The following is a 13,252-nucleotide window of genomic DNA, read 5'->3' as shown; positions in this document are numbered from 1 at the left end:
GCGAACATGGCTTTGACGGACGATTACTTCAGCTATCCGCATCGCGGGCATCGCATGGACCACGACCTGTATGCATGGTCCGACCTTTTCCAGCGCAAGCCCGTGTCTTGGCCGGGCGGGGCGCGCGTGGCCTTATGGGTCGCTCCCATTTTGCAGTGGTTTCCCTTCGATGCCCCGGCCACGCCTTTCAGGGCTCCCGGCGGCCTGACCATGCCTTACCCCGACTTCCGGCACTACTCCAGCCGCGACTACGGCAATCGGGTCGGCATCTTCCGCATTCTCGATGTCTTGAAAGCGCATTCCGTGCCGGCGTCTGTGGCGTTGAACGCGGCGGTCGCAACGCGGTATCCGGCCCTGATGCGCGAACTGCAGCAGCATGGCGTCGAGCTGATCGCCCACGGCCTCGACATGGGGCACCTGCATTACACGGGGCTCGATCCCAACGAAGAGTCGGCTTTGGTCGAAAGAACGCTTGTCCAGCTGCGCGAGGCGGGGGCCGGGCAGGCGATACGCGGCTGGCTGTCGCCGGGCCGCAGCCAGTCGTTCGATACGCCGCGGCTGCTGGCCGAACACGGGCTGGAGTATTGCTGCGACTGGGCCAACGACGACATGCCTTATCTCATGGAAACACCCGGCGGCGGGCTGTATTCCATGCCTTTGGCGCAAGAAACGGACGACCGGGCCGTGACGCTCGACCTGCATCAGACCGAGCTCGAGTGGCTGCAGCAGGTTAAGGACCGCTTCGACGTGCTGTACCGCGAATCGGCCGAGTACGGCGGGCGCGTCATGAGCCTGCCCCTGCACGCCTGGGTAATGGGCGTGCCGTATCGCATCCATGTAGTGAAAGAGGCGCTGGCCTACATGCTGGGGCACGACGGCGTCTGGGCCGCCACGGGCGGCGAGATTCTTGACGCGTTCAAGGCGTCGGAGGCCGGCCATGCCTGAAAGGCAAGAGGCCCCCGGGCCTCGCACGCTCTTCGACAAAATCTGGGAAAGCCACGTAATCGTGGCCAAAGAGCAGGGGCCGTCCCTGCTCTACATCGACCGCGACATCATCCATGAAGGGTCGTTCCATGCCTTTGCCGACCTGCGCCGCCGCGGCCTGAAGGTCAGGTCGCCCCGCCAGGTGTTCGGCGTGCCCGATCACTACGTTCCCACGAACAGCCGCAGCGCCTCGGGGGCGGCCACCCCCGAGATAGCGCGCATGATCGACACGTTCGACGAAAACATGCAATGGAGCGGCGTGCGTCATTTTCGCCTGGACGACCCCCGGCAAGGCATTGTGCACGTCACGGCGCCCGAGCAGGGCATGGTGCTTCCGGGCTTCATCGTGGTGTGCAGCGACAGCCATACCTCGACCAACGGGGCGCTGGGGGCGCTGGCCTTCGGCATCGGCCAGTCCGAGAACGCGCACGTCATGGCCACCCAGGCCTTGTGGCAGGTCAAGCCCAAGGTCATGCGCATTACCGTAAGCGGCGAACGCCGGCCGGGCGTCTCGGCCAAGGACGTCATCCTGGCCATTATTGCAACCATCGGGGCGGCGGGCGCCACCGGCCATGCCATCGAATACGCGGGGCCGGTCATCGAGGCCATGTCCATCGACGAGCGCCTGACCCTCTGCAATATGTCCATCGAGGCGGGAGCCCGCTGCGGCATGGTTGCGCCCGACGACACCACTTATGCCTACCTGAAGGGCCGGCCCCACGCTCCCCAAGGCGAAATCTGGACCAAGGCCGAGCAATACTGGCGCAGCCTGCCCACGGATCCAGGCGCCGTGTTCGATGCCGAGGTCCACATCGATGGTTCACAAATCGAACCCATGGTCACCTGGGGCACCAGCCCCGAGACGGCGATTCGCATCGGCGATGCCGTTCCCGACCCCGCCGCCCAGAAAGATCCGGTCGCGCAGGCGGCGATGCGGGCGGCGCTTCAGTACATGGGGCTTGCTCCCGGCATGCCGCTCGAGGGCGTGCCGGTCGACATGGTTTTCATCGGCTCCTGCACCAATTCGCGCCTGCATGACCTGCGCGAAGCCGCGCGCGTGCTGGCCGGAAGAAAGGTGCGGGTACCCACCTGGATCGTTCCTGGGTCGGGCCTGGTGCGCCGCGAAGCCGAAGAAGAGGGGCTGGGCCGAATCTTTGTGGAGGCGGGGGCGCAGTGGATGTTGCCGGGCTGTTCGGCCTGTGTCGCCATGAACGGAGACGTGGTGCCGAATGGCAAGCGTTGCGCGTCGACGTCCAACCGGAACTTCGTCGGCCGCCAGGGGCCCGGGGCGCGAACGCATTTGCTAAGCCCCGCGATGGCCGCGGCGGCGGCCGTGTCGGGCACGATTACAGACGTACGACGACTGGAGCTGGCCAAAGCATGAAGCCCTTCATTCGCGAAACCGGCCGGGCGGCGCCCATCGAGGGCCGGAACATCGATACCGACCAGATCCTGCCGGCGCGCTTTCTCAAGCAGGATCGAAGCAAAGGATACGGGCAACTGCTGTTCCACGATCTGCGATTCGATGCGGCAGGGCGCGAGCAGCCGGGCTTCGTGCTGAACCAGCCGGGCTATCGCGATGCGCGGATACTCGTCGCTGAAGAGAATTTCGGTTGCGGCTCGTCTCGCGAAGGCGCTGTGTACGCGTTGAGCGATTTTGGCATTCGCGCCATCCTGGCCCCCAGCTTCGGCGATATTTTTCACAATAACTGCTTGAAGAACGGCATCGTGCCCGTGCGATTGCCCGAGGCCGTGTGCCGGGACATCAGGCAAAGCCTGCGCCGGGAACCCTCGCAGGAAATTGCCGTCGACCTGGCCGCGCAAAAGGTGCAGCTTGCGGACGGGACGGCGCACGAGTTCAAGATCGACCCCTTCTGGCGTGAATGCCTCATGAAGGGGGTGGACGATCTTGAACTCACGGTAGGCATGCTTGACCTCGTGGAGCGTTTTGAGAAGGACTATTTTTCAAACATGCCATGGGCACAACCCAGGAGCAGCTAGTGTCCTGTTTGGCTAATTCGCGTACTTATCTTCGGCGCCTGGACTGGCCATAACCAAACAGGACACTACCGGTGTGGCCGTCCTGGCCATGACTTTCGTGGCACAACCATATTTCAAGGGTGGAAACTATGAAAACAATCAAAGAAACAGGTTTATCACATGATGCGCTGAAACGACGGAGCGTGCTGAAAGCCGGTGCGCTCACCGCTGCCGGAGCCATGCTGGGCGTGCCCCTCGTGGGGCGCGCGCAAGCGGATGTGGTCAAGCTGGGGGCGGTGGGGTCCATTACCGGAGCCCTGTCGTATACCGGCACGCAGGCCCGCAAGGGCATCCAGTTCGCGCTGGATCACATCAATGAGTCGGGCGGCATCAAGAGCCTGGGCGGCGCGAAGGTTGAAATGGTGTTCGTCGATGCGCAGTCGCGGCCCGACATCGGGGCTGCCGAGGTCGACAAGCTGGCCCAGGCGGGTGTGGCGATTATCGTCGGTGCGCAATCCAGCGCCATCAGCCTGTCGACCACGCAGGCCGCGGCCCGCTACGGCATTCCCTATGTGGTTGACGTGGGCAGCGCCGAGCAGATCGTGCAGCGCGGGCTGAAGAACACTTTCCGGTTTTCGCCGGGGGTGGTGCGCTCGGTCGAGCAGTCTATGCTGAACCTGGACGCCATGAACAAGGCGGCGAACCATGCCGTGCGCACGGTTGCCATCGTTCATGAAGACGGCCCCTTCGGCAGCGGCATGGCCAAGATCCTCAGCGAGAAGTTGCCCGATATCGGCATCAAGGTGGTCGAAACCATCAGTCATCCCACGCCGCAGCGCGACTTCACCAATATCGTGCTTCGGCTGCGCGCCTCGGGCGCCGACATGGTCATGCCCTCGCACTATATCAACGAGTTCATCCTGTTCATGCGCGCCATTCAGCAGCAGCGGCTCAAGCTGAAGGCCATCTACTCCATTTACGGCGGCGGCGCGTCGAATATCCGCTTCGTGCGCGAACACAACGAGGCGGCGCAGTACGTGATCGACACCAACCACTGGTTCGACCCCAAGAAGCCCTTGTCGAAGAAGCTGGTGGAGCAGGCGGCCGCCGCCAAGGTCGACCTGACCTATGACGTGATGGTGGCCTACGCCGCCACGCAGCTGGCCGTGGACGCCATCGAGCGGGCAGGTTCCACCGACCACGCGAAGATCATCGAGACCCTGGCCAGCCAGACGTTCTCGGACACGATCATGCCCTACGGACCCATCGTGTTCAAAGATGGCGACAACACCGGTTCGCAGCTGGTGAACACGCAGGTTCGCGGCGACAAGATCGAGCTGGTGTTTCCCAAGGAGTTCGCCACCGCCGAGCCGGTGTTCCCCATGCCCGACCGCGGTTAGTAATCCATGCATCTCGGGTGCGCCCAGGGCGCACCCGGCCTTTCTGGAAGCAGTCGAATGCTGAGCCTTATTGCTCCCGCAGTAATTAGCGGTCTTGCCACCGGGGCCATCTATGCGTTGGTCGCCCTGGGGCTGACCATGATCTATGGCGTACTTCATATCATCAATTTCGCGCACGGCAGCCTGCTGATGCTGGCGCTCTATGCCGTGTTCTTTGCGAATACGCTGCTGGGCGTCGACCCGTACGTCGCGATGCCCTTCCTCATGGCGGTTTTCTTTGTGTTCGGCTATTTGCTGCAGCGGGGCGTCATCAACACCTTCAGCCACGGCAAGGACTCCAATACGCTGCTGGTGACGCTGGCGCTGGCCATCGTCATCGACAACCTCGCCCTGTATTTCTGGACATCCAACACCCGCACCATCGATGTTCCCTATGCGTTCAACATGGTGGAGATCGCCGGCGCCTACCTGCCCTTGCCCAAGCTCATCGCCTTCGTCGCCTCGCTGCTGCTCGTGGGGCTGGTCTGGCTGTTCATGATGCGCACCCGCATAGGCCAGGCCATACGGGCGGTCGCCAAGGAAAAGCGCGGAGCCCAGCTGATGGGCATCGACGTCAACCATACCTACGCCGTGTGCTTCGGCATCGGCACCGCCTGCGTGGCGGCCGCGGCTTGCCTGCTCATGCCCACCTTCTATGTCACGCCGCAGGTGGGCTACAGCTTCGTGCTGGTGGCGTTCACCACCGTGGTGCTCGGGGGCATGGGCTCTTACATGGGCGCACTGGTGGCCGGCCTCTTCCTGGGCGTGGTCGAGGCGCTCAGCGGCCTGTTCCTGGGCGAAACCCTGGGCCAGATCGGCATATATGCCTGCTTTATCCTGACGCTTCTGTTCCGGCCTTCGGGATTGTTTGGAAGGAAGGGGGCCTGAAATGAAGAATCTCTCGATCGGAAACAAGGCCGTTGCGCTGCTTCTGGTACTGTTCGCGCTGTTTCCGCTGGTGTGGCCCACCGAAGAATGGCTGGGCTTCGGCATCAACATCCTGCTGATGTGCGTGCTGGCCATAGGCTGGAACATCAGCGGCGGATTCGGCGGCATGCTGTCGTTCGGGCACGCCGCGCTGTTCGGCACGGGCGCGTATGCCGCGGCCATGTTCCAGCTGCAAGCCGGGTTCAATCCCTGGCTGGCCGGGGTGGCGGGCATGCTTTGCGGCGCGCTCGTCGGCGCGTTCATCGGCGCCGTCTCCTTCCGCTACGGCTTGCGCGGCTCGTATTTTTCCCTGGTTACGCTGGCGTTCGCCGAGGTGCTGCGCGTGGTGGCCAGTTCGTTCGAGTTTACCGGCGGGGGCTCGGGCCTGCAGTTGCCGCTGGTGCAGCAATGGAGCAGCCTGCAGTTTCCCTCGCGCACCGAGAACTACCTGTTCGCGCTGGGCCTGGTCATTCTGGCCCTGCTGGTGTCGCTGGCGATCAAGCGCTCCCGCTTTGGCGCATATCTTGCCGCCATACGCGAGAACGAAGATGCTTCCAAGGCGCTGGGCATCAATACGTTCCGCATCAAGGTGGCGGGCATGTTCGCCGCGGGCGGGGTGTCCGCGGCGGCCGGCGTGGCCTATCTGCAGACTTTCCTGTATATCGACGCGCCCATCGCCTATGGGCCGGTCATGTCCATCGAAGCCCTGCTGGGCGCCACCATAGGCGGGGCGGGCACCATTCTGGGCCCGGTGCTCGGCACCGTGCTGCTGCATTCGGTGGGCGAGATCGTGAAGATGGCGGTGGGCAGCGCCACCGGCATCAACCTGGTGTTCTATGGCGTGTTGCTGCTGCTCATCCTGCGCTTCCTGCCCGATGGCGTGATGGGGCTGTTCGATCGCATGGGGCCGCGCCGAGGGCGTGGCGCCACCGGGGTGTCCAAGGAGAAGGCATGATGCTGAAAGTGGAAGGAGTAAGCAAGCGCTTTGGTGGACTGCTCGCCGTCGACAACGCGTCTCTTGAAGTGAAGCAGGGCAGCATCGTGGCGCTGATAGGCCCCAACGGCGCAGGCAAGACCACCTTGTTCTCCATCGTCTCGGGCTTTGCCCCTCCCGATTCGGGCGAGATCCTGTTCCAGGGGCGATCCATCAAAGGCCTGCCTCCGCATGAAATCTGCCGCCTGGGCCTGACACGCACATTCCAGATCGTGCAGCCCTTCGCCGGGCTCAGCGTGCTCGAGAACATCGCCGTGGGCGCCCACCTGCATCACAAGAAGCGCGAAGATGCCCTGGCCAAGGCGCGCGAAGTGGCCGTGCAGCTGGGCATGGGCCGCATGCTCGACCTGCCGGCGCAAGACCTGACCGTCGCGGGGCGCAAGCGCCTGGAACTGGCCAAGGCCCTGGCCACCTCGCCGTCTTTTCTTTTGCTGGACGAGGTGATGGCCGGCCTGATTCCCAGCGAAGTGCAGGAGATCGTGACGATGATCCGTGCGATACGCAGCCAGGGAACCACCATTCTTCTCATCGAGCACGTCATGCAGGCGGTCATGTCGCTGTCCGATGAAGTCTACGTGTTGAACCAGGGTGCCATGATCGCCCACGGAACACCCCAGGAGCTGGTGAGGAATGAGACCGTCATCGAGGCCTATCTGGGCCAGGGGGCTGCCAGGCGCCTGAACACGGAGCAGACAAATGCTTGAGATATCCGATCTGAAAGCCGGTTATGGCTCGGTGGACATACTGTATGGCATCGACATGCGCGTGGCCGAAGGGGAAATCGTCGCGGTGCTCGGCTCGAACGGGGTCGGGAAGACGACGCTGAACAACACGATAAGCGGCCTGATCCGGGCCAGGGCGGGCTCCATCCTCTTCAATGGCTCCGAGATCAGCCATTGCTCCTCGGCCGAAATCGTGGGGTTGGGCATCGCGCACGTGCCCGAGGGCCGGCGCGTGTTTCCCGACCTGACGGTTGAAGAGAACCTTGAGGTTGGGGCCTATCGCCGGGCCGGCGCCAACAAGCGGCGCAACATCGAGCGCATGTTCCAGGCCTTTCCCCGGCTGAAAGAGCGCCGTTCGCAGGCGGCCGGCACCTTGTCGGGCGGCGAGCAGCAGATGCTGGCCATTGCGCGCGGGCTCATGTCCGAGCCCCGCCTGCTCATCCTGGACGAGCCGTCGCTGGGCCTGTCTCCGGTCATGGTCGAGGAAATGTTCTCGCTGATCAGGCGCATCAACGCCGAGGGCCTGAGCATCATGCTGGTCGAACAGAACGTGGTGCAGTCCCTCGAAGTGGCCAGCCGCACTTATGTTCTCGAGCAGGGGCGCTTTGCCATTTCGGGCAGCTCGCAAGAGGTCATGGCCAACCCCGAGTTGCGCCGCACCTATCTTGGAATGTGAACAAGTATTGAAGGCGCGCCGCGCGCCTGTCGAAAGAGAGGACATATGCTGCTGAAGAAATTGCTGTCCCAGGGCGAAACCGTGATCGCCCCGGGCGTGTATGACGCATTGACCGCATTGATTGCATCCGGGCATGGCTTCAAGGCCTTGTACCTGACCGGGGCGGGCGTTGCCTATACCCGGCTGGGGCGGCCCGACATCGGGCTGGTGACCATGACCGAGGTCGCCGAAGTCATTGCACTCATTCGCGATCGGGTGCAGACACCCCTGATCGTCGACGCCGACAACGGGCACGGCAACGCCCTGAACGTGCAGCGCACCGTGCGCCTGTACGAGCGCGCGGGCGCCAGCGCACTTCAGCTGGAAGACCAGAGCATGCCCAAGCGTTGCGGCCATCTCACCGGAAAATCGCTCATCCCCATGGCCGAGATGGTGGGCAAGGTCAAGGCTTCGCTCGATGCGCGCGCCAGCGACGAGACGCTGATCATCGCGCGCACCGATGCGATTGCGGTCGAAGGCTTCGAGGCGGCGCTGGAGCGCGCGCACGCCTATCAAGAGGCCGGCGCCGATGTGATCTTCGTCGAGGCGCCCCGGTCGCTGGACCAGATGCGCCAGATCGTTTCTTCGCTGGGGGGCAAGGCGCCCCTGCTGGCCAATATGGTCGAGGGAGGGCATACGCCCTTGCGATCCGCGGCCGAGCTGTCCGAGCTGGGCTTTCGAGTCGTGATCTTCCCCGGAGGTATCGTGCGTGCCCTGGCGCATACGGCCGAGCTGTACTACGCGTCGCTGGCCAAGAACCAGTCGAACCAGCCGTTCCAGGACCACATGTACGACTTCGATGGCCTGAACGATGTCATCGGAACCAAGGCGCTGCTGGCGTCCAGCGAGCGCTACGCCTAGGCAGCCCCGGCATAGGCGCCAGGGGCGGGTTCGCTCAGGGCGCCAGACTGACTTCAACCTCTACATTGCCCCGGATGGCGGCCGAGTAGGGGCAGGTATTGTGGGTGGCCGAAAGCAGTTCCTCGGCCTTGTCGCGGGGCAGATCGGGCAGGGCGGCCTGCAGCCTTGCCTGCAGCCCGTACTTGCCGTCGGGGCCCACGCCCAGGCTGACCCAGGCCTTTACCTTCACTTCGCCCAGTTCGATCTTGCGCAGCTTGGCAAGGTGGTCCAGCGTGCTGGCAAAGCATGCGGCATAACCGCAGGCGAACAGCTCTTCGGGGTTGGTGCCGCCGCCCGGGCCGCCGATTTCGACCGGCCGCGCCAGCTTTGCGCTGAATGAGCCGTCTTCGCTCTGGGCGTGGCCCTGGCGGCCGCCTGTTGCGGTGGCGACCGCTGTGTAAAGTACTTTCATCGTCGATGATTCCTTGGTTGCATGAACTGGCAGGGTGGTAAGCCCTTGCAATAGTGTCTTGACCAAACAGGACACTAGGGGTTGAGAAGAAAGCGGGAATGCTCGTGCACCCATCGCGCATAGATCTCCACGGCGCGGGCGGCTGGGGTGAACGCTGTCTGGAACTCGCTGCTGTACCGTTCGCCCAGCAGAGGCGATATGCGCGGGCGGCTCAGGTCGTCGTTGTATTGCACCGTGCAGGCCGAAGCGTCTTCGGATTCCTGCCATGACCAGTGCGGGAACACGGCCTGCAGGGCCTGGCAGAGCATGCGCGGGTGCCAGAGCTCGCCGCTGGCCAGGTTGTACAGCCGGTGCCGGGGGGAAGGTGCGAACAGCAGCGTGCAGATGCCGGCGGCGATGTCCGTGCTCAACGTCCAGTCGCGCCGGCCGTGCGCGGAAATCGTGGCGGGGCTGCCGCGCAGCGCTTCGAGGGCAAGCTGGAACGGCGGGCTGAGCGTGCCACGCACGCCGGTGTCGCGCTCCCAGGGGCCGAAGATGGCCGTCAGCCTGGCGGTAATCACGTCCAGCCCATATTGCTGCTGCCATAGCTGGGCCAGTTGTTCGGTGGCCAGCTTGGTATAGCCATACAGCCCCAGCGGACGCGTCGACGACGTTTCATCCAGCCGTTGCGGCTCGAACGGCGCATCGCCATTGACGGCCGATGAACTGATCAGCACGAAACGCTTGACCGAAGCCTGGCGAGCTGCCTGCAGCATCAGCTGGGTGCCGGTGATGTTCACTCTCAACACCCGTTCCGCCTGAGTGGGCGGCAGCTGCGGGCCGGCGGTGATGGTGGCCGCATGCACCACATGCGAGATATCGCGGCCGGCGAACAGCGACTGCACCGTGTCGGGGTCGCTGACATCGCCGCGCAGCCATTCCAGCGAGCCCCCGAGCGGGGCCAGATGAGCCAGCGCGTGTTCCGGAACGGCGTCGTGGCTGAAGGCCACGACTTTTTCGCCCTTGCGCAGCAGTGTTTCCAGCAGGTTCAACCCGATAAAGCCCGAGGCGCCCGTGACAAGTATGCTCATGCTGTCTTCTTAATCGTGGTTGCCCGAAAGGGCGGAATGGATTTTTCGGGCCGCTTCGGCGCCCTCGTAGAGGGCCTCCAGGGCCGTGCGCGGCGCAAGGCAGTCTCCCACGAGCGTTACCGCCATGCCCGCCTGGCGCAGGGGCGCATGAAGCCCGTCGTTGGCAATGTCGTACTGGGCGACGACGACGCTGTCGAAGCCGGCGAGCTCCAGGTTCTCGCCGGTGGAGACGTCTTCCGCCACAAGGGTCCGGCCGTCCCATGAGTGCACTTTTCGCAGGGGCATGATGCGAACCTTTTTTTCGCGCAGCCGGCGCTGGGTGGCCAGGTTGCTGTAAATGGTGGTTCGCCATGCAAAGGCGGTGCCGGGGGTCAGGACGCTGACACGGCGTGTTTGCGCAAAATGCTCGATGGCCGACAGCGATGACCACTCGCCTGTCAGGTCGACGAAGGCGACGGAGCCGCCCAGCTGATCGAGTTGCTCCAGTGCTTCAGCAAGGCGAAACACCTTGCCTTCGCCGGCAAGCGGGGCGGGGCGCGGTAGTGAGCCGGTGGCCAGTACGATTGCATCGGGGCGGGCGGCACACAGCGTCGCGGCATCGGCGCGGGTGCCCAGGCGCAGGGTTACGCCATGGCGGCCGAGGCGGATGCGCTGGAAGGACAGCAGGTGTTCCCATTCGTTGCGGAGCGTAAGCGCCGCCGCGTATTGCAGCTTGCCGCCCAGGGCATCGCCGGCTTCCCAGAGCTGCACCTTATGTCCCAGGGCCGCGAGTTCGGCGGCGGCTTCCATGCCGCCGGGGCCGCCGCCCACGACGACAATGGCGCCGGGCCTGGATGCTTTGGGCAGTGCTTGCGTTTCGTCCCACCGGCTTTCCAGGCCGGTGCGCGGGTTGACCAGGCATCGTATGGAAATATTCTTTTCCAGCATGCCGGCGCAGCCCTGGTTGCAGTTGATGCAGGGGCGGATCTCGTCCTGGCGGCCTTCGATGGTTTTCCTGACGATGGCGGGTTCCGCAATATGTGCCCGCGCCATGCCGACCATGTCGGCGTGGCCGGCCCGCAGGGTGGCCTCTGCTTCGTCCAGCGTTCTGAAGCGGCACACGGCCATGACCGGAAAGCGATGGCCGTCGTCATGCAGGGCTTTGCGCACCGCTGCGGGAAACTGGCGGAAGGGCTGCGGGTCGATGGCCATGTCGGCCATCTGCATGGCAAGCGAATAGCTGGCGTGATAGGCCGAGTGCGACACATTGACGAAGTCCAGCCGCACGGCCCGGGCAAGGCGCCTGGCGATCTCCACCGCCTCATCCAGGTGCAGCGCTTCGGGCAAAAACTCTTCGGCGCCCAGGCGCACGCCCATGCAGAAATCGTTGCCCACCGCCTTGCGGATGGCGGCCACCACGGCCAGGGGAAAGCGCATGCGGTTTTCCAGGCTTCCGCCATAGGCATCGTCGCGTTGGTTGGAAAGAGGCGAAAGGAATTGCGGAAGCAGATGGCCGTGGGCCAGCTGCACCTCGATGCCGTCCAGGCCCGCCTCGACCAAGTTCAGGCTGGTGCGCACATGGGCGTCGATGACGGTCTGCATGTCGTCTTCGGTCATGATGTGGGGCATGGCCGAAGAGGTGGACCAGCGGATGTCCGAGGGCGCCCAAGAGACCGTACGTTCGAAGTCGCCGTCCACCTGCCGGCCCAGGTGGATGACCTGCCCCAGCAGCCGCGCGCCTTCGGCATTTACCGCCCGGGCGATGCGCGAGAAAGGCTCGATACAGGAGCGCTCGAAGCCCGCAACCCCCTGGGGGCGGCCCACGCAATTGTCCTGCACCCGGATGGCCTCGAAGATGATGGCGCCCACTCCTCCGCGCGCCCGGGCGGCGTGGTAGGCCAAGTGCTGATCGGAGGGAAGGTGGTCTTTGCCGTAGCTGGTGGTGTGCGCCGGCACGAAGATGCGGTTGCGCAGGGTAAGCCCACCCAGCTGGATGGGCTGCAGCACCAGCGCGTCTTTCGGCACCGGCAAAGAATCGCCAAGCATGAAAACTCCTCGGAAGCTCGCCGATCCTTCTAATGTATTAAAGATCGGTTGTTATATCATATGAAGAGATGGTCATGCCGGACCATTCGGGTTATCCCGGTGGGGCAACAGGGAAGCAGGGGAGTCCTGCGAGCGGGCGGGCTCTATTCAGAGTGACGAATGAAGATCGACCTGCATCTGGTTGTCGGCGTCCCTGGTCCAGGTCACGCGGAACTCGAAGCGATCGGGGTGATAGTAGATCTCGGCGACGTTGATCGGCAGGTTCTGCGGATCGAAGAATACCCGGCTCAGTTTCAGAAGCGGGGCTCCCACGTGGGTCTGCAGCAGCCGGGCCTGCGTGTCGTCGGCCAGGGTGCTGACGATAGACTGTTCCACCCGATGTATGACGCGTGCGCGCTGGATCAGGCCGATGAGTGTATGGGTTTCGAGATCTTTGCGCGAGTACGAGCGGCCCACTTCTTCAATGACGTGGCTGACCGATTGGGAAAACGGCTCGCCCCTGAGAAAACGCACGCGCGTCGCTTTCTGTATGGACGTGCCCGGCTCGATGTCCAATGCCTGGGCGACCGACCGCGACGCTCGCTGATAGCCGAAGTGGATGAGCTTGACCGTCGTGCCCTGGCCGATGTTCGAAAGATTGACCAGAAGCCCGTTCATGCTTGCCGCGATCGGGCGATCAACTTGCAGCGAGGCCGCCTCTTGGGTCACGGTGGTGCCGCGGCCCCGCGCGCGTGTGACGAAACCTTCGCCGGCCAGCGTGTTGAGCGCACGCTGGACCGTAATGCGGCTGACGCCGAACGCGTTCATCAGCTCTGCCTCTGAAGGCAGCGTGTCGCCGGGCCCATATGTGCTGTTGACGATGCGTTCGCGCAGCAGCAGGTATACGCGGTGGTACAGGGGCAACGGAGAAGACGAACTGAGTCTTGCTTCTTCGTGGTGGGTGTCGGAAATAGAGGTAGAGGGCATATCGAATGCGGACGATGTTGTACGCCGTAAATGATATGCCATTAGGTCTTTTGGGGCAATTGGCGCACTCGCCGCAGTGCCCGGAAATCGGGCCGGAGGCGATCTTTGTGAATCGGTC

13 protein-coding genes are annotated in these 13,252 nt (G+C 63.9%); 9 read left to right on the top strand and 4 right to left on the bottom strand.

Translation table 11 applies throughout. The annotated features are described in order from the left end of the window. Nucleotides 1–6 precede the first annotated feature (6 nt). The 9 genes from C7440_RS09510 to C7440_RS09470 all read left to right on the top strand — a co-directional run bounded on the left by C7440_RS09510 (nucleotide 7) and on the right by C7440_RS09470 (nucleotide 8,622). Nucleotides 7–945, top strand: a complete 939-nt coding sequence (locus tag C7440_RS09510) for a polysaccharide deacetylase family protein (protein ID WP_116518350.1) — start codon at nucleotides 7–9, stop codon at nucleotides 943–945. Continuing rightward, on the top strand, nucleotides 938–2,368 hold the full coding sequence (gene leuC / locus C7440_RS09505; protein WP_116518349.1) for a 3-isopropylmalate dehydratase large subunit: 1,431 nt from the start codon (nucleotides 938–940) through the stop codon (nucleotides 2,366–2,368). The genes C7440_RS09510 and leuC overlap by 8 nt, the downstream gene beginning before the upstream one ends. Then, entirely contained in the window at nucleotides 2,365–2,985 is a 621-nt protein-coding gene (gene leuD, locus C7440_RS09500; protein ID WP_116518348.1) for a 3-isopropylmalate dehydratase small subunit, read from the top strand. The genes leuC and leuD overlap by 4 nt, the downstream gene beginning before the upstream one ends. Before the next feature lie 128 nt (nucleotides 2,986–3,113). Continuing rightward, entirely contained in the window at nucleotides 3,114–4,364 is a 1,251-nt protein-coding gene (locus C7440_RS09495; protein WP_116518347.1) for an ABC transporter substrate-binding protein, read from the top strand. Between the two features lie 57 nt (nucleotides 4,365–4,421). Next, nucleotides 4,422–5,291 carry a branched-chain amino acid ABC transporter permease gene (locus tag C7440_RS09490; RefSeq protein WP_116518346.1) on the top strand — a complete coding sequence of 290 codons (870 nt, stop codon included), beginning with the start codon at nucleotides 4,422–4,424 and terminating at the stop codon, nucleotides 5,289–5,291. A 1-nt stretch (nucleotide 5,292) separates the two neighbouring features. Beyond that, nucleotides 5,293–6,285: a branched-chain amino acid ABC transporter permease gene (locus C7440_RS09485; protein WP_116518345.1), complete on the top strand. Its 993-nt coding sequence runs from the start codon at nucleotides 5,293–5,295 to the stop codon at nucleotides 6,283–6,285. Next, nucleotides 6,285–7,028 (top strand): ABC transporter ATP-binding protein, encoded by a 744-nt coding sequence (locus tag C7440_RS09480; protein WP_116518581.1) that lies wholly within the window; start codon nucleotides 6,285–6,287, stop codon nucleotides 7,026–7,028. The genes C7440_RS09485 and C7440_RS09480 overlap by 1 nt, the downstream gene beginning before the upstream one ends. Next, the gene (locus tag C7440_RS09475) at nucleotides 7,021–7,722 is read left to right on the top strand and encodes an ABC transporter ATP-binding protein (protein WP_116518344.1); all 702 of its coding nucleotides are present in this window, start codon (nucleotides 7,021–7,023) and stop codon (nucleotides 7,720–7,722) included. Before C7440_RS09480 ends, C7440_RS09475 begins: the two co-directional genes overlap by 8 nt. A 45-nt stretch (nucleotides 7,723–7,767) precedes the next feature. Next, nucleotides 7,768–8,622, top strand: coding sequence for an isocitrate lyase/PEP mutase family protein (locus tag C7440_RS09470; RefSeq protein ID WP_116518343.1), 855 nt, complete (start codon nucleotides 7,768–7,770; stop codon nucleotides 8,620–8,622). Between the two features lie 34 nt (nucleotides 8,623–8,656). Here the strand turns inward: C7440_RS09470 and C7440_RS09465 are convergent, their stop codons facing one another. The 4 genes from C7440_RS09465 to C7440_RS09450 form a co-directional block, all read right to left on the bottom strand. Beyond that, the gene (locus C7440_RS09465) at nucleotides 8,657–9,073 is read right to left on the bottom strand and encodes an organic hydroperoxide resistance protein (protein ID WP_116518342.1); all 417 of its coding nucleotides are present in this window, start codon (nucleotides 9,071–9,073) and stop codon (nucleotides 8,657–8,659) included. A gap of 74 nt (nucleotides 9,074–9,147) precedes the next feature. After that, on the bottom strand, nucleotides 9,148–10,143 hold the full coding sequence (locus tag C7440_RS09460; RefSeq protein WP_116518341.1) for an NAD-dependent epimerase/dehydratase family protein: 996 nt from the start codon (nucleotides 10,141–10,143) through the stop codon (nucleotides 9,148–9,150). A 9-nt stretch (nucleotides 10,144–10,152) separates the two neighbouring features. Next, nucleotides 10,153–12,168: an oxidoreductase gene (locus C7440_RS09455; RefSeq protein ID WP_116518340.1), complete on the bottom strand. Its 2,016-nt coding sequence runs from the start codon at nucleotides 12,166–12,168 to the stop codon at nucleotides 10,153–10,155. A 147-nt stretch (nucleotides 12,169–12,315) separates the two neighbouring features. Then, on the bottom strand, nucleotides 12,316–13,134 hold the full coding sequence (locus C7440_RS09450) for a GntR family transcriptional regulator (protein WP_165832518.1): 819 nt from the start codon (nucleotides 13,132–13,134) through the stop codon (nucleotides 12,316–12,318). Nucleotides 13,135–13,252: the final 118 nt, after the last annotated feature.

The sequence above is a fragment of the Pusillimonas noertemannii genome (assembly GCF_003096595.1).
Classification (GTDB): domain Bacteria; phylum Pseudomonadota; class Gammaproteobacteria; order Burkholderiales; family Burkholderiaceae_B; genus Pusillimonas; species Pusillimonas noertemannii.
The sequence above is the reverse complement of the archived record's forward strand: the minus strand, read 5'-3'. Positions and strand labels throughout refer to the sequence as shown.